Here is a 21190-nt window from a genome sequence, read left to right as displayed (position 1 = left end):
TTTATCTATTATTATATTTTTTTGTGTATTTTTTTGATTGAAGATAAAATAAAATATTTTTTTTATTATACTCGAATCCATTTAAAATTAATACTAAACCCCATTTGAATAACGAATATTTTATAAATCTTTTTAGCAGATTAAACCTGATATTTATTTTCAAATAATTAAAATAAATATTCGCTTTTTAAACGGAGAATAGTATAAACTATAGATCTAGGTTTTAAGCAAATAGTCATAATCATAGTTTTTGAGTTCGGTTTTAAGATAGTTTTACTATATATTTAAATTTATGAAATTAATTATTATATTTTATAGAAAGTTAAATTATTTAAAAATATAATTTTTTTAATCATTCTCCAAAATTTTTACTCTTTCCTAAAGGAAAAAAATTAGATTTATTTAAAAAATTATGATATTATAAATAATATTGATATGGTGAGGTTAATACTATTTTTTATTTAGATAGTTAATTTGTTATAAATTTTTTACAAAAGATTGAAAGAAAAATAAATAGAATGTAATTTTTGGCTTTTAAATGGGGATGAATATAATAGTTAAATAAAAAAAGTGGTTAATATTGAATTGTTGATAAGTTATTTCAAAAAAAATGGAGTTGTCGAGAACATTTGTTAAAGGGATTTGAATATATAGTAAAATTGTCTTAAAACTGAACTTAAAAACTGTGACTATTTTAGTCAACTCTTAAATTCATATAATTTTTAGCAGTTTAATTTAAAATAAATTTGAATATAAAATAAAAAAATTTAAAAAGAGGGAAATTATAAATGACTGGGAAAGAAAAGGAAGTAAAAGAAAATAGGATTCAGGAATTGCTTGTGAAAAGGGAAGAGTATTTGAATAGCGGGGAAATTGAGAAAGAAATTGAGGTTTTGAGGGAATTGAGGGTATTGTTTAGAAGAATTTTTGGGCAGGAGAGTGAAGAAAATGCGAAAATTTTGACGGAATTGGGGAATGCGTTGAAATATGTGGGGAAATTTGATGAGTCGGTAAGGTTATTGACGAAGGCGGAAAATATTATTTTGGAGATTTATGGTGAAAACAGTCTTCCGTATGTGACTTGTAATGCTAATCTTGCTGAGGTTTACAGAGTTATGAAGAATTATGAAAAAGTTGAGGAAAAATATCATAAGGCGATAAAAATTTATAAAAAGAATAATTTTCAAAATGGATATATATTTGCTGGAATTTGTAATAATTTGGGGCTTTTTTATGAGGAAAATGGTCGGTATCAGGATTCGGTGAAATGGCAAAAAAAAAGTTTGATAATATTGCAGGATCTGGAAGATAGTGAGATTCAGGGAGCAATTATATTGAGCAATATGGTAAAGCCTTATTTGAAACTTGATGAAAAAAAAATGGCAGAAAATATAGTGGATGAAGTGTTGAAAATATTAAAGAGACGAGTTGGAGAAGGCAGTAATCTCTATTTAAATATTTTGAATAATTTTATAAATGCTTATTTTGAAAATAAAAGTTATAAAAAGACGTTGGAATTGCTGGAAAAATGTGAAAAAATTTCTAAGGATGTTTTTGGAATTGAAAATGAAAATTATAAAGCAATTTTAGAAAAAATAAAAATTGTGAAAAATAAAATTGATAAAAATAAAATGGAAAAGTATGTATGGAAAAAACAAATTGTAAAAAAAGTAAAAAAATAAAGGGAGTTTGAAAATATATGGATAAATTAGATGATTTTTTAAAATATTCTGTATTATTTTCCTATTATGGCGAACTTTTTCCAAAAAAAAAGAGAGAATATTTAGAACTTTATCTGGAAGAAAACAGTTCTCTTTCAGAAATTGCAGAACAATGTGGAGTTACGAGACAAGCAGTTTTTGATAATATAAAAAAGGGAGTTCAGAAACTGGATGAATATGAAAATAAACTTGGAATATTTAAAAAGGAAAAGGAACTGAAGAGAAAATTGGAATATTTGAAAAAAAATTTTACTATGGGGAATCTGGAAAAAATAATAGAAGATTTTGATTATGCAGAATAAAGATATACTACAGATTTTAAAGTTAGAAGTATTATTAAATTATATTTAATAAAAAAAATAATATAAAAAATATTTTTTCAGATCGAAATTTAATAAAGGATAGAGTGAAATTTTCTAAAAATTGGTATAAGCAAAAATCAAAAATATCAAAATTGCATGGGTATATTAAAAATTGTCGAAGAGATTTTTTGAATAAATTATCGAAAAATTGTTTGAGAATATGAGAGAGTGTCCGTCATTTTGTGTAAACTAATAGATAAATCCAGTAAATCTAATACTTGGCTGTTGTTATATTTACACAAAAGTTTTTACGCACCCGAAATATTAAAGGAAGAATTTAAAAACAGGATGATAAAAATACCATCCTGTACCATAATATTATATTTTGGGTTTACGTAAAATTCGAACTCCTTAGTTATTTTTGTAGCACTTCTCTGTAAAATTTTTGAGCTTTTTCATGTCCTAAATCTGCTGCTTTTTTTATATATTTTTTTGCATTGGAATAATCTTTTAAATCATAGTATAAAAGTCCCAGATTGTTCATAGCTCTGATATCACCCTTTTGAACTGCTTTTAAATATGTTTCTTTAGCTTTATCATATTTTTTTTGTTCTCTGTATACATTTCCTAAATTGTACATGGCATCATCAATTCCATTTTCAGTGGCTTTCAAATACATCTCTTTGGCTTTATCGTATTTTTTTTGAGCAAAATATAGATTTCCTAAATTATTTAAAGCACCGATATGACCGTTTTGAATTGCTTTCAAATACATTTTTTCCGCTTTGTCATACTTTTTTTGCTCTGTATATAAATTTCCCAAATTATACATTGCTTCTTTCATATTTCCTTTTTGGATTGCTTTTAAATACATATCTTCGGCTTTATCGTACTTTTTTTGATCCATGTATAAATTTCCTAAATTATACATTGCGCTGATATTGCCTTTCTGAATTGCTTTTAAATATATTTCTTCCGCTTTGTCATATTTTTTTTGCTCTTTATATAAAGCTCCTAAATTATTCATGGCTTCTATAACTCCATTTTTAACAGCTTTTGAATACATATCTTCGGCTTTATCGTATTTTTTTTGAGCAAAATATACGTTTCCTAAATTACTCATAGCACCAGCATTTCCTTTTTGAATTGCCTTCAAATACATTTTTTCCGCTTTATCATAATTTTGATTTTTGTAATACAAATTTCCATCTTCCAAATATCCAGCATTTACTGTAAGTGATAAAGCAAAAACTCCCAATAAAATAAGCTTTTTCATTTTTAATAATCTCCTTTTAAATTTATGAATTTTTTATGTACTTTAAAAAATCCATTTTTTACATTTTAACAATATTTTTTATCGTTGTCAATAATTTAGATTTTATGTGTAGGGCAATTGCATGTTGAAATTTATTCTTTATGGAAATCCCTAATTTATGAAGTAAAATAAATAAATTGATAAAAATTTTTGATATTAATTTGAGTCTTTTAAAAAATCAGTTTTCTAGACTTTTCAAGTTTTTTGTGATTGTTCTGTTTTATGAATATAATAGATTTTAGGAAATAAATTTGTAAAAAATAGATAAATATAAAAACTAAATTTCTATTGACAAATGAAAAAGTTAGGGTATAATTACTATGTAAAGAATATGTGAAATTATAAACTTGTAAATTTTAGATTATTGCTATTTGGGTTAGACAAAACTGAAATGGTGGGGAATGGCTCTAAATGAATATTTTCCCCTTTTAGTTTTGTTTTTTTATTTATTTTATAGTTTTTATTTTAAGATTAATTATATACTGGATATATTTCTAATTTTGCTTTTGATTTTAAATAACTAAAAATATGAAAATTATTAAGGAGGAAATAGAGATGGGATTTAGAAAAGACTTTTTGTGGGGTGGAGCTACTGCTGCAAATCAGCTTGAAGGTGCTTATGATGCGGATGGAAGAGGACTTGCCAATGTGGATTTGTCGCCAGTTGGGGAAGATAGGCTTGCTGTGATTACTGGGGAGCGAAAAATGCTGGAATTTGATGATGAACATTTTTATCCTGCTAAAGGAGCGATTGATTTTTATCATAGATATAAGGAAGATATTGCATTGTTTGCTGAGATGGGATTTAAGACTTATAGAATGTCGATTGCGTGGACTCGGATTTTTCCAAACGGAGATGAAGAAACTCCGAATGAAAAAGGACTTGAATTTTATGAAAGTGTATTTAAGGAATGTAGAAAATATGGGATTGAGCCATTAGTTACAATAACTCACTTTGATTTTCCGATTCATTTAATCAAGGAATATGGCGGATGGAGAAACAGAAAAGTTATTGATTTTTACAAGAGATTGTGTACTGTAATTTTCACTAGATATAAAGGACTTGTAAAATACTGGCTTACATTTAATGAAATCAATATTTTGTTACATGCACCATTTATGGGGGCGGGTATTGTGTTTGAAGAAGGAGAAAATAAAAATCAAGTTTTGTATACTGCAGCGCATAATGAATTAGTGGCAAGTGCTTGGGCTACAAAAATCGGGCATGAAATTGATCCTGAAAACAAAATCGGATGTATGCTTGCAGCTGGGAAATTTTATCCATTGACTTCTAAGCCTGAAGATGTCTGGGTTGCGCTTGAAAAAGACAGGGAAAACTATTTCTTCATTGATGTTCAGGCTCGTGGATATTATCCTAATTATGCTAAGAAATTTTTTGAAAGAGAAAATATAAATGTTGGAATTACAAGTGAAGATGAAGAAATTTTAAGGGAAAATACAGTTGATTTTGTAAGTTTTTCATATTATACAACTCGTTGTATTTCTGCCGAAGCTGATAAGCTTGGAGAAGGAAACTTATTAAAAACAATGAGAAATCCGTACATTGAAGTTACAGATTGGGGATGGGGATTAGATCCGTTAGGATTTAGAACAACAATAAATGAAATTTATGACAGATACCAAAAACCGCTGTTTGTTGTGGAAAATGGGCTTGGAGCTGTGGATGTTCCAGATGAAAATGGGTATGTGGAAGATGACTACAGAATAGATTATTTAAGAGATCATATAAAGGCAATGAAGGAAGCAGTTGAACTGGATGGAGTGGAACTTCTAGGATATACAACTTGGGGACCTATCGACTTGGTAAGTGCGGGAACTGGAGAAATGAAAAAACGTTACGGATTTATCTATGTAGATAGAGATAACGATGGAAATGGAACGTTAAAGAGAAGCAAGAAAAAATCATTTGACTGGTATAAAAAAGTTATTGCAAGCAATGGAGAAGATTTGGATTAGTGTTCAAAATTAAAATTTTTACAAGTAATTTAGATATAAAAGTTAAGTAATAATAAAACTATTTATTTACAAATGTATAAAAAATTACAAGTATGAAAAATGTTTTGTAAAAAGGTAAAAAAATGCTTCGATCTTAATTGATTGGGGTATATTTTTTTATTCAATTAAAGAAAATGATTTGAGAAATAAAAGAAAAGTGCGATAAAATGAGAATAGAAATAGAAAAAGATAGAAAGTTTCAGGAAAGGAGAGCAGATGACAGAGAAAGAAAAAATGATAGCAGGAATGATTTATGATGCTAATTATGATGAAGAACTCTTGAGAGAAAGAACGAAAGCAAAAGAATTGTGCCATGAGTATAATTATTTAGTGAAACCGTCAGAAATTGAAAAGCAAAATAAAATTTTAAAAAAATTACTTGGGAAAACAGGAAAAAATTTCACAGTGACAGCACCATTTTGGTGTGATTATGGTTATAATATTGAACTTGGCGAAAATTTTTACAGTAATCATGATGTTGTAATTTTAGATGGAGCAAAAGTAAAATTTGGAGATAATGTATTTGTTGCTCCCAATTGTGGATTTTATACGGCGGGACATCCTTTGGATAGTGAACAGAGAAATGCAGGACTTGAATACGCAAAGCCAATAACAGTGGGAAACAATGTATGGTTTGGAGCAGGAGTTCATGTAATGCCAGGAGTTACAATTGGAAATGATGTTGTAATTGCCGCAGGAAGCATCGTTACTAAAGATATTCCTTCTGGAGTTGTGGCAGCTGGTGTTCCATGTAAAGTTGTAAAAAAATAACAGATTAAAAATTATAATTATTTAAAAAGGGAGGAAAGTAAATTATGATTGAAAATTTAAAATTAAAAAAAGTAAATGCTCCAAAAGATTTACCATTATTAGCAAGTTTATCAATGGCAGTACCGATATTAATTGGATTATTGTCAAATAATTTAAAATTAGGAATGACGGCTTCATTAGCAGCAATTTTAGTTGTATATTTTCCGTTAAAAGGTTCGTTTTCTGAAAAAATCTTAATGCTAATGGGGTGTTCATTTGGATTCATATCAGTTTATACGATTGGATTAATTTTTAGCTTTAACACGGTAGTTTCGGTTATAGTATTTGGAATAACAGCAGGAATTATTCACTGGATGGTTTCACATTTTAAATTAAAACCTCCAAAAGATTTCTTTTTTGTAATGATATGCTCAAATGCTATTTCAATTCCACATCAACCGATTTACAAAATTGCAGAAAATATAGGTTATATGACTTTTGGAACATTGTCAACATGTTTAGTAGTATTTTTGTATTGTTTCATAGTGAAAAAGAAATTAAATCTAGAAAAAACATTGAATATTCCTCATACTCCGCAAGAAATAAGAAAAAGTATTATTGAAGCAATCATATTTGGAATATTTTTGAGTATAGCTTTAGGAGTGGGATATTTTTTAAATTTGACAATCCGTATTGGGTAGCAGTAGCTTGTATCGCCGTAATGCAAGGAAATTCAACTCAACATGTTTTCCAAAGAAGTGTTCAAAGAATAGTTGGGACTTTAATAGGAGTCGTTTTTTGCTGGGGAATACTTTTATTTGCAAAAAATCCATGGGAAATATGTATGCTAATAATAATCCTCCAATTTATTGTCGAATATTTAGTTCCAAGAAATTATGGAATAGCAATGATTTTTATAACGCCACTTACAATTTTTTTGTCAGAAGCAGGTACATTATTTACAAAAAGTCCTTTTTTATTTGCCGAAGGGAGACTTTTTAACACAATAATAGGTTCTTTAATAGGGATTATAGGTGGATATGTCGTATATCATGAAAAATTTAGAGAATGATTTAATTTTTTGTAAAAAATATCTTAAAATAATTAATTCTATAAATTTGGATATAATAAAAAATACTCTAATCTTAATTGATAGGGGTATTTTTTTGTTATAATACTGTGAGATTTTACTGCCTCACAATTTAAAATATGAAAGGAAGACACCAAATTATGATTAAAAGGGACTTTCTAGTATTTATTATTCTAGTTGTAATTTTAACTTTCTGGTTCACTAGAGCTAAATAGAAGCTGTTAATTCCTCCTTGAATATTTCAGCCTCACAAGTTAGTGCTGTTTTTTTATCTAAGGGAAAAAATTGGGAAATAAAGATAAATGTGGTAAAATTATGGTAGAAATAAATATTTGTAAATAATGGACTTTTCAATAAATTGGTATAAATAACAATATAAAAAATTATAAGGAGGATTGTAAAAAAATGAAAAATTATAAAGAGTTAGAAAAAATATTATTTTCAATGGATGGAAAAAGTTATTCAGCGTATAAATCTCTAAAGGGAGAATATAAATTTCCAAAGTATGTTCTTGCAATTGACCATGTCCAATCAGACCCTTATGCTCCGCCTTCAAGAATGCGAATTATAATGGATAGAAAAAATTCAGGAATTCCTTATGAATTAACAGATACAAAGGAGAAAAATATTGCAGTTTCAGATTTTCTTACAAGAAATTTTTACAAGGAAATTCAGAAAAGTGGAAATGATAGTTCAGGAACTGGAGGAAGCGGAAGGATTTTTATTGATAGATGTGGGCAAGAAATTTTGGAAAGAACGTCAGTTTTGATAAAGGAAGATAAAATCGAAGTTAGATTTGAAATGGGAATGCCAGCAAGAGGTAGACGAATAATGGGAAAAGCTGCACAAAAAATTATTTTTGAACAGTTACCTAAAATTGTTGAAAAATCTATTCTCTATGATAATTTGAATAAAGAATCCTTAAAAGAGCAAATAATTTTAGTGTTAGACCAAGAATACATAAGAAAAGTATTGAAAGAAAACAAATTAGTCGCATTTGTAGCTAACGATTCAATACTTCCACGTGAAAACGGAATTTCAGATAAACCTATGAAAAATGCAGTAAAATTCAAAAGTCCAGAAAAATTTGAAATTACATTAAATCTTCCAAGTGGAAAAAAAGTGTCTGGAATGGGAATTCCAAAAGGAATTACTCTAATTGTAGGTGGAGGCTATCACGGGAAATCCACTTTACTAGCAGCTCTCGAACGAGGAATTTACAATCACATTGCTCAAGATGGACGTGAATTCATAATTTCTGAAACAGATGCAGTAAAAATACGTGCAGAAGACGGAAGAAATGTAGAAAAAGTAAATATCAGCGGATTTATCAACAATTTGCCAGGAAATAAAGACACTAGAACTTTTTCAACTGAAAATGCAAGTGGAAGCACTTCACAAGCAGCAAATGTAGCCGAAGCCCTAGAATACGGAACTTCTTTACTTTTAATAGATGAAGACACTTCAGCCACAAATTTTATGATTCGTGATGGAAGAATGCAAAAACTTGTTGCAAAGGAAAAAGAACCTATAACGCCATTTATTGACAGAGTAAAAGAACTTTATGACAATTTTGGAGTTTCTACGATATTGATTGTCGGCGGTTCTGGAGATTATTTTGATGTGGCAAATCATGTTATAATGATGGATGAGTATGTACCAAAAGATGTAACAGAAAAGGCAAAGAAAATTGCAAAATCAGATGAAAATAAGCGAGAATTTTCTCCAAATGATAAATTTCAAGGAGTTACACAGCGAATTCCACTCAAAAAAAGTTTTTCACAATCTGGAAAACTAGATAAAACAAAAGCTAAAGGGAAATATAGCATTCTATATGGAAAGGAATTAATCGACATTTCAGGACTGGAGCAACTTGTGGATGACAGCCAAACAAACTGCATTGCTGTAATGATTGACTATTTTAAAAATAAAGTACTGGATGAAAAATTGACGCTTTCGCAAGCAGCTGACAGGATTTATGAAAAAATTGAAAAGGACGGGCTTGATTCAATTTCTTCGTACACAGGGCATCCAGGAAATTTGGCATTGCCTAGAAAGCAGGAATTTTGTGCGGCAGTGAATAGATATAGAAAATTGAAAATAAAATAGTAATTAAATTTGAAATAAAAAAATATTGTAAAGGAAGTGGTTGGTATGAAAACTAAAGTATTGGTGTTTGTAGGTTTGTTTTTGGTGAGTGTGTTGGGAATTTCTAGTGAAATACCCTTTCCAACTATTCCAATTATTTCGTATTCGTTAAATGCGAAAGTATTTGATTATGGGCAGAATATTGTTTCCATTGAGATTGATACAAAAGGGCAAGGGGAAAATATTCCAAATAAGCAAATTGATAAAGATACATTTAAAGTTTTTGCTAAAGGAACTTTGCCAAAAGACGCTGGAATTGTGCTAGACGATAAGACTAAATCATTGGGGACATTTGAAGTTGAGAGGGAAATTGAGAATATTTATGTGAATGACAAGGGAAATATTGTTATTAATTTGAAATATGGAAAAGATGTGGTTGGAGCAAATACTTTGAGTTATGTTACAGGGGATGTTTCTCGAAATGTATTGATGGATTTAGAGTATAGAGTGGATCAAAAAAAGAAAATAAAGGATTATAAAACAGGATTTCATATACAAGGGAAAATTGTTGATGAGGAAGCTGATAAGTTTGTAGCGGCGAAGTCTAAAAGTGGAGTGAATTATCAATATTTTAAACCTGTTAATAAAGATGATGGGAAGAAACATCCGCTTATAATCTGGTTTCATGGAAATGGTGAAGGCGGATACAAGGATTATCAGAATAATGTTTCACAAAAATTGGCAAATCGTGGGGCAGTGGCTTTTGCAGAAGATAAAACACAAAAGATATTTGGTGGAGCTTATGTCGTGGCACCGCAGGCTGATGACACTTGGTACAATAATTATACCAAAGGGTACATAAAATCAGTAAAGGCTATGATTGATGAATTTGTTTCTGAAAATAATATTGATAAAAATAGAATTTATATTTTTGGAGCTTCTGCTGGTGGATATATGTCGTTTAGAATGATGATTGATTATCCAGATTATTTTGCGGCATTTAGTACAAGTGCAGCTGCTCTTGATAAAGCGGCTACTTCTGGCGGAGTTGCAACTACTACACAGGATTTGATGAAAATAAGAAATAAACCGCTTTGGATGGTTCATGCTAAAAATGATCCGACTATTTCCTACGAAAATACAAGTAAAAGAGTTTATGACGTTCTTTCAAAATATGGAGCAATACTTTCCTCTTATCCAAATGTAAAAATTGGTGAAACTGAGTACAATGGGCACTGGAGCTGGATTTACAGCCTTAGAAATATGCCTGTGAATGATAAAGGTGAGCATTTATTTGAATGGATGGCAAGACAGAATTTGAAAACTAGATATTATTAGTTTAAAATGAAAACAGAAAAAAGGTTTGCTTATAATAGTAAATTTTAAGTTTAGTTTTTTTTGTTTATATATTCTAATCCATTTAAAATTGAACTATTAAAAATCATATAAATTTAAGGTTTGAAAAAAATAATTATAGTTTTTGCCAGCTTAGTTTTAAATCAGGTGGAACATAAGGTAAATTCTTTTAGAAAAATTTGGAAAAAAAATAAAAATATATTGAAAAAATGCTTTCTAAATGATATAATTTTATAATGTGAACTATTATAAAAAAAGTATTAAAATAGATAGGATTTGGAGAAATTTTATGAATAAAAGTGAAGTATTTCAAAGGCTTTTTAATAAAGAAAAAACATTAGATCTTGAAATAAAAAATGTTTCAATCAATTCAAGGGAGCTTGAAAAAAATGATGTTTTTGTTGCCATTAGAGGCGGGAATAATTTTGTTAATGAAGCATTGGAAAAGGGAGCTGTTGCTGTTTACGATAGCGAAGCTGTGAAAATTGATGAAAAATATGCTGATCGTGCATTTTTTGTAAAGGATAGTGTTGAATTTTTGCAAAATTTTGCTAGGGAATGGCGAAAAAATTTAGATATAAAAGTAATTGGAATTACAGGGAGCAATGGGAAAACGACTGTAAAGGACATGATTTACCATTTGCTTTCACAAAAATATAAAGGGAAAAAGACTGAAGGGAATTACAATAATCATATTGGACTGCCCTTCACTTTGTTGCGTGCTGAAAAGGATGATGAGTTTATCATTTTGGAAATGGGAATGAGCGGCTTTGGAGAAATTGATTTGCTGGGGCAAATTGCATTGCCTAATATTAATGTAATTACAAATATTGGGGAGTCGCATCTGGAATTTTTGAAAACGAAGGAAAATGTATTTTTGGCAAAAACGGAAATTATTCCATACATTAAAGACATGCTTGTAATTAATGGCGATGATGAGTATTTAAAAAATGTGAAGGCTGAAAATATTGAAGTTGTAAGGGCTTTGAGTTTGGAAAATAATAAGTTCAAGGAGAAAACGCCTGATTTTTATTATGGAGATGTTCATTTTAACGAGAGTGGAACTGAATTTTTTCTGAAATATTTTGGGAAAATTTGTCAAAGTACAGTTGAAAGAAATTATAAGACGAATGTTCTGGGAGAACATAACGTGCTAAATTTAGTTATGGCGATTGCTGTGGCTAAGCAATTCGGGATGGAAGATAAAATAATCGGTGAAGCTGTAAAAAATATTGGCTTGACTGGAATGCGGTTTCAAATAATTGAAAACGGCAACACAACATATATTAATGATGCCTATAATGCAAGTCCAATGTCTATGGAGAAATCACTTGAAACATTTTCCCAAATATATAATGATAGATTAAAAGTTGTAGTTTTGGGGGATATGCTGGAACTAGGGGAAAATGAACTGGAGCTTCATAGCAATCTTTTTAATACAATAAAAAATACAAAATTTGATAAACTTTATTTATTTGGAAACAGAATGAAAAGTTTATTTGAAAAAATAAAAGAAAATGTTGAAAATAAAAATATGGACAATGGGAATTTTGAAATCAATGAAGCCTTGAAAAATGGAGAATTTGAGCATTTTGATGAAAAGGAAAAAATAAAAGAAAAAATAAGACAGATTTCAGCGGAAAAGGTAGTGCTGTTAAAGGCATCACGAGGAATGAAACTGGAAGAAATCATAGAAAAATAAATATTTAAAATTGGAAAGGAGAAGAATTTTTTTATTAAAATAAGAAGATTCTATAAAAGATAATGTTATATTTATTACAAAATTTATTTATAAACAGCTGGGGAGTTTTACGTATTTTTAAATCAATAATGTTAAGAGCCTCTGTAGCATTTATGATAGCATTTTTATTTATGCTGATTTTTGGAAAACCGTTTATTGCTTGGCTAAAAAAGAAAAAATATGGAGATACAGCGAGAGAAGAAGGGCCTAAATCGCATTTTGACAAGTCTGGAACACCTACAATGGGAGGAATTTTAATAATCGGAGCAATTTTATTTGCAACTGCCATTGCTGGAAATTTTACAAATAAATTTATTGTGTTTTTGTTTATAATTACAATTTTATTTACGACAATAGGATTTTACGATGATTATTTAAAATTAACAAGACATAAGAATGGGCTTTCTGGAAAGAAAAAAATATTGGGACAAATGATAATTACAGCATTGACATTTTGGTTTGTTTATAAATATGGACTTGTTAATAAAACAATTGATTTTTCAATAGTTAATCCAATAATAAAAAATTCTTATTTTTATATAACACCGATTTTATTCTTTGTATTTATAGCTTTTGTAATAATCGGATCTTCAAATGCTGTAAATTTAACAGATGGATTGGATGGACTTGTAAGCGGACCTACAATTGTAGTAAGTATCACACTTTTAATCATAACTTATTTGACTGGAAATGTAAAATATGCAAAATACCTAAATCTTTACTATGTTCCGCAAGCTGCTGAAATAATAGTTTATCTTGCGGCGGTAATTGGAGCATTAATTGGATTTTTATGGTATAATTTTTACCCAGCTCAAGTATTTATGGGAGATACAGGTTCTTTGACATTGGGAGGAATTTTAGGAATTATAGTTATTTTTATAAAGCAGGAATTGTTGCTTCCAATAGCAGGTTTCATATTTATTATGGAAGCATTGTCGGTTATGATTCAAGTCTGGCACTTTAAAACTTTTGGAAAAAGAGTATTTAAAATGGCGCCAATTCATCATCACTTTGAATTATTGGGATTGCCTGAAACGAAAGTTACAATAAGATTCTGGATTGTTTCAATAATGACATGTTTATTGACATTTGTAATTCTGAAATTAAGATAAATAAAGCAGGGGGGATTTTCCCCTGCAATCTAATTTTAAATTTTGAAAAATTATGTTTTTATTTATTATTTCATGAAAAGTGAAATTGTAAATAAGAATATAATAAATTTATTTTTTAACAAAAAGATAGCAAGAAGTCTCCGACTTCTACAAGTGGGAGATGAATTGCTTTTTTTGTAAAAAAAATTGAAAAAAGGATACTCTTATGATACAATTTTTGTATAAAATATCGAAGAGAAATCATTAATGATAAAATCTCTAAAGAAATAATTAAAAATAATATTCAAAATCAAAAGGAGGTGTAATTTTATGAAATATAATTTGGCATTCAAATACAGAATTTATCCAAATAAGGAACAAGAATTATTGATAAATAAGACTTTTGGATGTGTTCGTTTTGTTTACAATACGATTTTGTATACTGCGAATAAAATTTATGAAGAAACTGGAAAAAATAAAATAATTACACCTGCCAGTTTAAAAAGTGAAAATCAATTTTTGAAAGAAGTGGACAGTTTGGCACTTTCAAACGCTCAATTGAATGTAAAACGATCGTTTACGAATTTCTTTCAAAAGAGAGCAAAGTTTCCAAGATTCAAATCTAAAAAGAATAATGTTAAAAGTTACACGACAAATTGTGTGAACAATTCGATACGAATTGAGGAAAACAAATATTTGATTTTGCCAAAATTGAAAAAAGTAAAATTGAAATATCATAGAGAAATATCAAAGGATTACAAGATAAAGTCAGTAACATTGATAAATAGTAATGGAAATTATTATGTTTCTATTTTGACGGAATTTGAAAAAGAAATTCAAAAAGTAGCTAGTAATAATGATAAAGTAATTGGGCTTGATTTTTCAATGTCTGAGTTATTTGTCAGTTCTGAAAACCAAAGGGCTGATTATCCAAGATATTTTAGGATGTTGGAAAAAAAATTGAAAAAATTACAGAAATCATTATCGAGAAAAGTGAAGTTTTCTAAAAATTGGTATAAGCAAAAAATGAAAATATCAAAATTGCATGAATATATCAAAAATTGTCGAAGAGATTTTTTGCATAAATTATCGAAAAAATTATCTAAAGAGTATAATGCTGTGGTTGTTGAGGATTTGAATATGAAGGGGATGAGCCAGGCATTAAATTTTGGGAAAAGTGTAGGAGATAATGGATGGGGAATGTTTTTGAGGATGCTTGAGTATAAACTGATGTTTTTAGGGAAACAATTTTTGAAGATAGATAAGTGGTTTCCATCGTCGAAAACTTGCAGTAAATGTGGAAATATTAAAGAGGAGCTGAAATTATCAGAAAGAAGTTATAAATGTGAGTGCTGTGGAATTGAGATTGATAGAGATTACAATGCGGCACTGAATATAAGAGATGTTGGAAAAGAAATGTTGAAATATTAGGAAATAAAAAACAGGGCAGGGACTGTCCGAAGAGCTTGGTAAATATATTTGGCTAGCAAAAGCAGGTACTTCCCAAGAAGCTCCCGCTTCTAAAAGCGGGAGTAGTTCACGTATTTATTTAAGTTGAATATTTAGGGATTTTAAATTTTGAAATATAGAAATGAATAGAGAGGAAGAAATCACATGGATAAAAAAGGGATTGTATTCGGTGCTGGGTTAAGTGGGCTTGGTGCGAAGGAATTACTGGAAAAAAATGGATATGAAGTGTATTTGATAGATGATAAGGTTGCATTGCCGTCAGAGGAAGGGATTAGACTTTTGAATGAAGGAGGAATTGAGTTTGTTGTGAAAAGTCCTGGAATTCCTTGGAAGGCAGAACTTTTGAAGGTTGCAAAGGAAAAGAACGTTAAAGTTATTTCAGAAATAGATTTGGCTTATAAGTATGTGGATAAAAATATAAAAATTATTTCATTTACTGGAACAAATGGAAAAACTACGACATCGACAAAAATGGCAGAACTTTTAAATTTTGCTGGATTTCGTGCCAGACTTGCTGGAAATGCCGGATTTTCATTTGCAAAGCTGGTGGCTGATGAGGAAGAACTGGATTATGTTGTGCTGGAACTTAGCAGTTATCAATTGGAGAATAATCCGCAAATTCATTCAAATATCGCTGGAATAATTAATTTGACACCAGATCATCTGACAAGATATAATTCAGTAGAAGATTATTATATTACAAAGTTTGCAATTTTTGATAAGCAGACTGAAGATGACTTTGCATTGATTAATTTAGATGATAAGGTTTTTGATGAATTGTATAAAAGAAGTGAAATAAATGAAAGATTAAAGGCTCAAAAAGTATATTTGAGTACACAGGCAAAGGGAACAGTTTTTGTTTATGAAAATAATATTCGTGTAATGAAGGATTTAAATAGCCGTATTGATGAAATTCAAAATTTTGAAGAAAAAATTGATGAAGTTTCAGAAATTTTGATGAAAACGGATGAATTGTCGTTAAAAGGGAAACATAATTTGGAAAATATGCTGTTTTTAATAAGTTCGGCAAAAATATTGAATGTGGAAAATGAAAAATTAGTTGAATTTTTGAAATCGACAACTGCATTGGAGCATAGGCTTGAAAACTTCTTTGTAAAAGGAAATACAACGTTTATTAATGATTCTAAAGGAACAAATGTGGAATCGACATTGAAGGCTATTGATTCGTTTAATAATGCAATTATTATGATTTTAGGTGGAGATGATAAGAAAATTGATAATATGCCTTTAATTAAAAGAGTTAAGGAAAAAGTTGATTTTGTTTATTTGATTGGAGATAATGCTCAGATTTTGATTGATGATATGGAAAAAGTTGGATATAAGAATTATAAAAATTTAGAGACAGTTGAAAATGTGCTGAATTATTTAAAGGAAAATGTGGATTTTTCAAAGGATCAGACAGTGCTGTTTTCACCTGCGACTTCTAGTTTTTGCCAATTCAAGAGTTTTGAACATAGGGGAAAAGTATTTAAGGAACTGACAGAAAAAATTATTGGGAAATAGTTTTTCTTTTGGAAAAATGGAATTTAGGAGAAAAAATTGAATAGGAAAAAAATATTAGGGACAGGATTTATAATAGTAATTTTAATACTTTCAGCACTTAGCATCATAACGATGGCAAGCCTTAGTGCTCCAAGGGCACAAAATGAAAATAAAGTAAGCTATTATTATTTAATGCGGCAAATGATATGGTTAATTTTTGGATGGCTAGGCTTTTTGGTTACTGCTAATCTTAATTATAAAAAATACAGGGAAATAACAAAATATTTATATGTTATAGGTGCTTTTTCACTTGTGATGGTCTTAGTGATAGGAACAACTAAAAATGGAGCTAAACGTTGGATTGACCTTGGAATGGGAATGCGTATTCAGCCTTCGGAATTTGTAAAGCTGATATTGATTGTAGTTCTTTCAACACTTGTGTATAATCTTAAAATACGGAATAAGATAAGTAAGCATCCATGGTTGTCAAGTATAGTTATAATGGGAACTACAGGAGTCTATATGTTTCTTATTTTATTTGAAAAATCATTTAGTAATACAGTTCAGATTGCAATAATTGGAATGACTTATTTACTTGTTTCAGAATTAAAATTTTCAATAATTGCACTTTATACGGGACTAGGCGGGATTTTAGGATGGTTTGGAGTAATGAAAGTTGGGTATAGGGCAAGCAGAATTGCGGAGCATACTTCTAAAGAAATTGGATTCCAGACAACGCAGTCGTTAATTGCAATATCTAACGGTAAGATTTTTGGAAAATTTTATGGAAATGGATTCCAGAAATATGGATTTTTGCCAGAAATACATACAGATTATATCTTTTCGGGATATGCTGAAGAAAATGGATTTTTAGGAATATTATTTCTGCTTGGGTTATATGCAGCTTTATTAATTATAATTGGAATTACTTTAAAAAAAGTAAAAGACTTGTATGCAAAATATCTTTTAGCTGGAATTTTTATAATAATTGCAACACAGGTAATTGGAAATGTGGCAGTTACAAGTAAAATAATCCCTTCTACAGGAATCCCGCTTCCAATGATGAGCTATGGTGGAAGTACAATGGTTGCGATGATGTTGATGCTGGGCATTGTCTATAATATAATAAGAACAGTCTATAAGCAGGAAATGGGAAATCAGCTGGATGAGTTAAATGAAATTGACTATATGATGTAATAAATCAAATAAAACGAGAGGAAGAATAAGCGATGGAAAAAGTAGTATTTACTACAGGTGGAACAGGTGGACACATTTATCCTGCCTTATCAATTGCAAAAAAAGTAAGGGAAAAGGGAATAGATACTTTATTTATTGGGACGAAGCATAGAATGGAAAAGGACATTGTGCCAAAGGAAAATTTTAGATTTGTAGGACTTGATGTATTGCCGTTAAGAAGTATAAAATCTGTATTTAAAATGATGAAAGCAACGATGGATACAATAAAGCTGCTAAAGAAGGAAAAACCTACAAAAATAATAGCATTTGGAAATTATATAACAATACCAGTATTGGTAGCGGCTAATGTGCTGCGAATACCATATTACCTTCAGGAGCAGAATCACACAATGGGTCAAGCAAATAAGTGGTTTTACAAAGGAGCAAAAAAAGTATTTGTCGCTTTTGAAAATACGCTTGAAAGTGTTAAGGAAAAATATAAAGGCAAATTTGTTGTGACTGGAAATCCATTGAGGGAAGAATTTTATGGGAAAAATAAAGTTGAAGAAAGAAAAAAACTGAATATAAAGGATGATGAGAAAGTAATTCTTGTAATTGGTGGAAGTTTGGGAGCTAAAAATATAAATGAAGCTATCTTGAAAAAGTGGAAAACACTTTCATCAGATGGGGAAATAAGATTATTTTGGGCAACTGGGAAGGATAATTATGAGGCTTCGACTTACAGAATAAGAGATTTTGGAACAGCGGTAGTTGAGCCGTATTTTGAAAATGTGCCAGAACTGATGGCAGCTTCTGATATTGTAATCTGCCGTGCTGGAGCTTCAACTATTTCTGAGCTTATCCAGCTGGAAAAGCCATCGGTATTGATTCCATACGATTTTGTCGGACAAAAGGAAAATGCAGATGTGCTGGAATATGTAAATGGTGCAAAAATATTTACAAATGAAACTGCAGAAGAGGCGATAGATGAGGCTCTGTCAATAGTGGGACAGGCTTCAATGCTGGAATTTATGAGTGAAAATGTAAGAACCTTGAAAAAGGGAAATTCAGCGGAAATAATAGTAAATGAAATGGGACTTTAAACAGAGAACATAGAAATAAATTATAAAACAGGAAAGAGAAAATTTGGAGGAAATTATGCTAACAAAAGTAAATAACGTGTATTTTAGCGGAATAAATGGAATTGGAATGAGTGGACTTGCAAAAATTTTAGCAGCAGATGGATTTAATGTGGCAGGTTCAGATTTAGAAAGAAAAGCTGTGACAAAAGATATGGAAGATATGGGAATAAAGGTTTACATCGGGCAAGTTGAAGAAAATGTAAAAGATAAGGGAATAGACTTATTTGTATATTCAACAGCAATTAAAGAAACAAATCCAGAATATAAATATATTGTTGACAATAATATAAAAAAAATAAAAAGAGGACAGCTGCTTGCGGAAATAATGAACAGATTTGATGGAATCGCTGTAGCGGGAACTCACGGAAAAACTACTACAAGTTCAATGATGAGCGTGGCACTTTTGGAAAAAGAGCCATTTATCGTAGTTGGAGGAATAATTCCTGAAATTCAAAGTAACAGTAAAATTGGAAATTCAGAATATTTTATTGCTGAAGCTGATGAAAGTGACAATTCATTTTTGTATATAAAACCAAAATATTCTGTTGTAACAAATGTAGAAGCCGATCACTTGGATCATCACGGAACATTTGAAAATATAAAGAAATCATTTGAACAATTTATCGATAGTACAGAAAGAATTGCAGTTCTTTGTAAAGATACTGTCGGAAAAGTTGGGCTTAATTTGAAGAATAAAAATATAGCATGGTATAGCATAAAGGATGAAACTGCTGATATTTATGCAAAAAATATAAGAGTGGAAAATGGAATAACAAGTTTTGAAGTTGTGAAAAAAGGTGAAGATTTGGGAACATTCAGCTTGAGCATTCCTGGAGAGCACAATGTTGCAAATTCGCTTCCAGTAATTTATTTTGCCCATGAATTTAATTGTAATATGAAAAAAGTAAAGGAAAGAATTTTAAAATTTAAAGGGGCAAAGAGAAGATACCAAGTTATTTATGATAATAATTTAAGAATAATTGATGATTATGCACATCATCCAACAGAAGTAAAAGTTACAATAACTGCGGCACATAAGACTGAAAAGGGAAAAGTAACTGTAATTTTTCAGCCGCATCGATATAGCCGTACAAAATTCTTTTTTGATGACTTTGTAACTTCATTAAAGGAAGCCGATGACTTAATTCTGCTTCCAATATATGCAGCAAGTGAAGACAATACTTATGGGGTATCTTCAGAATTGCTTGCTGAAAAAATCGGAGGAAATGTGAGGGTGCAAACTCAGGAGGAAATTGAAAATATTATAAAAAATGATAGAAATAGTGGAAATACTTATGTATTTATGGGAGCTGGAAGTGTATCAGGAGTAGCTCATGCAATTGCGGATGATTTGAAAAAGATGGAAAAATAATTATAATTAATAAAGTAGAAATCCAAAAAAGGAGAAGTAAAATAGAAAATGGAAATAATAAAAAATGCCAAAATGAAGGAATATTCAAATATGAAAGTTGGCGGAACTGCAAGAGAGCTTATTTTCATAGATGATAAAAATGAATTAAAGGAAATTTTACAAACTAGAAGCAATATTTTCCTTTTGGGAAATGGAACAAATACTCTTATTAACGATGGAAATTTAGATATAAGTTTTTTGTCGTTAAAAAGACTGAAAAATATAACAGTTGAAAAAAAAGTTAGAAATGAAGAAAAAGCTGGAGATGAAAATAAAGAGAATAACTACGATCTTGTAAGGGTAGAAGCTGGACTGGACTTGGATGATCTGATAGAATTTATGGAAAAAAATAATTATTCAGGACTGGAAAATATTACTGGAATCCCAGGATCTGTTGGTGGGCTTGTCAATATGAACGGTGGAGCTTATGGAACAGAGATTTTTGACTGTATTGAGGAAGTTGAAGTTTGTAAAAATGATGGAGAAATTGTAAAAATTAAGACAACAGATTTGAATTTTAAATATAGAACTACTGAAATAAAGGAAAATAAGTGGATTGTAGTTTCTGCTCTTTTTAAATTTGGATTTGGGTTTGACAAGGCTGCTTCAGAGGATAAAAGGGAACAAAGAAAAGTGAAACATCCATTGGATTTGCCAAATTTAGGAAGTACATTTAAAAATCCAGAAGGAAAATTTGCGGCAAGATTAATTTCTGATGCCGATTTGAAGGGATATAGAGTTGGAGATGCAGCAGTTTCCACAAAGCATCCAAATTTTGTTACAAATTTAGGTAATGCCACTTTTAATGATGTTATTTCAGTTATTGAACATGTTAAGGAAGTTGTCTTTGAAAAGTTTGGAATAAAATTAGAAACAGAGATTATAATTCTAAAAAGTTAATAAAAATTTAAATTAAAAATTTTAAAATATGGGTTTTAAAATAAAGAATTATAGTCTTTTAGTTCTGTTTTGGAGCGGTTTCATTAATAAATTTAAATAAATTTATTTAAGATATTGA

The 21190-nt window shown here is 29.7% G+C and carries 18 protein-coding genes; 17 read left to right on the top strand and 1 reads right to left on the bottom strand.

Annotation, left to right across the window (positions count from 1 at the left end):
- Nucleotides 1-788 precede the first annotated feature (788 nt).
- From HW276_RS11235 to HW276_RS11985, 3 genes are all read left to right on the top strand, one after another.
- On the top strand, nt 789-1682 hold the full coding sequence (locus HW276_RS11235; protein ID WP_147004505.1) for a tetratricopeptide repeat protein: 894 nt from the start codon (nt 789-791) through the stop codon (nt 1680-1682).
- Nucleotides 1683-1699: 17 nt separating this feature from the next.
- Nucleotides 1700-2023: a YlxM family DNA-binding protein gene (ylxM, locus tag HW276_RS11230; RefSeq protein ID WP_178938485.1), complete on the top strand. Its 324-nt coding sequence runs from the start codon at nt 1700-1702 to the stop codon at nt 2021-2023.
- Between the two features lie 104 nt (nt 2024-2127).
- Nucleotides 2128-2247 carry a transposase gene (locus HW276_RS11985; protein WP_370464639.1) on the top strand — a complete coding sequence of 40 codons (120 nt, stop codon included), beginning with the start codon at nt 2128-2130 and terminating at the stop codon, nt 2245-2247.
- Between the two features lie 191 nt (nt 2248-2438).
- Here HW276_RS11985 and HW276_RS11225 read toward each other — a convergent pair whose 3' ends face one another.
- Entirely contained in the window at nt 2439-3299 is an 861-nt protein-coding gene (locus HW276_RS11225; RefSeq protein WP_178938484.1) for a lipopolysaccharide assembly protein LapB, read from the bottom strand.
- A 594-nt stretch (nt 3300-3893) separates the two neighbouring features.
- Here HW276_RS11225 and HW276_RS11220 point away from each other — a divergent pair.
- The 14 genes from HW276_RS11220 to murB all read left to right on the top strand — a co-directional run bounded on the left by HW276_RS11220 (nt 3894) and on the right by murB (nt 21072).
- Nucleotides 3894-5315 (top strand): 6-phospho-beta-glucosidase, encoded by a 1422-nt coding sequence (locus HW276_RS11220; protein WP_178938483.1) that lies wholly within the window; start codon nt 3894-3896, stop codon nt 5313-5315.
- Between the two features lie 255 nt (nt 5316-5570).
- Nucleotides 5571-6125: a sugar O-acetyltransferase gene (locus HW276_RS11215; RefSeq protein ID WP_178938482.1), complete on the top strand. Its 555-nt coding sequence runs from the start codon at nt 5571-5573 to the stop codon at nt 6123-6125.
- A 44-nt stretch (nt 6126-6169) separates the two neighbouring features.
- Entirely contained in the window at nt 6170-6805 is a 636-nt protein-coding gene (locus HW276_RS11210) for a hypothetical protein (RefSeq protein ID WP_178938481.1), read from the top strand.
- 20 nt (nt 6806-6825) lie between these two features.
- Nucleotides 6826-7176: an FUSC family protein gene (locus HW276_RS11205; protein WP_255460471.1), complete on the top strand. Its 351-nt coding sequence runs from the start codon at nt 6826-6828 to the stop codon at nt 7174-7176.
- A 423-nt stretch (nt 7177-7599) separates the two neighbouring features.
- Complete coding sequence (locus HW276_RS11200) at nt 7600-9303, top strand: ABC-ATPase domain-containing protein (protein ID WP_178938480.1); 1704 nt, start codon at nt 7600-7602, stop codon at nt 9301-9303.
- Between the two features lie 45 nt (nt 9304-9348).
- Entirely contained in the window at nt 9349-10620 is a 1272-nt protein-coding gene (locus tag HW276_RS11195) for a prolyl oligopeptidase family serine peptidase (RefSeq protein WP_178938479.1), read from the top strand.
- 307 nt (nt 10621-10927) lie between these two features.
- Nucleotides 10928-12340 (top strand): UDP-N-acetylmuramoyl-tripeptide--D-alanyl-D-alanine ligase, encoded by a 1413-nt coding sequence (gene murF / locus HW276_RS11190; RefSeq protein ID WP_178938478.1) that lies wholly within the window; start codon nt 10928-10930, stop codon nt 12338-12340.
- A gap of 62 nt (nt 12341-12402) precedes the next feature.
- Nucleotides 12403-13491, top strand: coding sequence for a phospho-N-acetylmuramoyl-pentapeptide-transferase (gene mraY / locus HW276_RS11185; RefSeq protein WP_178938477.1), 1089 nt, complete (start codon nt 12403-12405; stop codon nt 13489-13491).
- Between the two features lie 309 nt (nt 13492-13800).
- The gene (locus tag HW276_RS11180; protein ID WP_178938476.1) at nt 13801-14901 is read left to right on the top strand and encodes an RNA-guided endonuclease TnpB family protein; all 1101 of its coding nucleotides are present in this window, start codon (nt 13801-13803) and stop codon (nt 14899-14901) included.
- 183 nt (nt 14902-15084) lie between these two features.
- On the top strand, nt 15085-16464 hold the full coding sequence (gene murD, locus HW276_RS11175; RefSeq protein WP_178938475.1) for a UDP-N-acetylmuramoyl-L-alanine--D-glutamate ligase: 1380 nt from the start codon (nt 15085-15087) through the stop codon (nt 16462-16464).
- A 36-nt stretch (nt 16465-16500) separates the two neighbouring features.
- Nucleotides 16501-17640, top strand: a complete 1140-nt coding sequence (locus HW276_RS11170) for an FtsW/RodA/SpoVE family cell cycle protein (protein ID WP_147004496.1) — start codon at nt 16501-16503, stop codon at nt 17638-17640.
- Between the two features lie 32 nt (nt 17641-17672).
- Complete coding sequence (gene murG, locus HW276_RS11165) at nt 17673-18722, top strand: undecaprenyldiphospho-muramoylpentapeptide beta-N-acetylglucosaminyltransferase (RefSeq protein ID WP_178938474.1); 1050 nt, start codon at nt 17673-17675, stop codon at nt 18720-18722.
- A 55-nt stretch (nt 18723-18777) separates the two neighbouring features.
- A complete protein-coding gene (gene murC, locus HW276_RS11160) occupies nt 18778-20133 on the top strand; it encodes a UDP-N-acetylmuramate--L-alanine ligase (protein WP_147004494.1) in 1356 nt (451 codons plus the stop codon).
- A gap of 48 nt (nt 20134-20181) precedes the next feature.
- Entirely contained in the window at nt 20182-21072 is an 891-nt protein-coding gene (gene murB, locus HW276_RS11155; protein WP_178938473.1) for a UDP-N-acetylmuramate dehydrogenase, read from the top strand.
- The last annotated feature ends 118 nt before the right edge of the window (nt 21073-21190 follow it).

This window comes from Leptotrichia sp. oral taxon 417 (assembly GCF_013394865.1).
GTDB lineage: Bacteria > Fusobacteriota > Fusobacteriia > Fusobacteriales > Leptotrichiaceae > Leptotrichia > Leptotrichia wadei_A.
The sequence above is the reverse complement of the archived record's forward strand: the minus strand, read 5'-3'. Positions and strand labels throughout refer to the sequence as shown.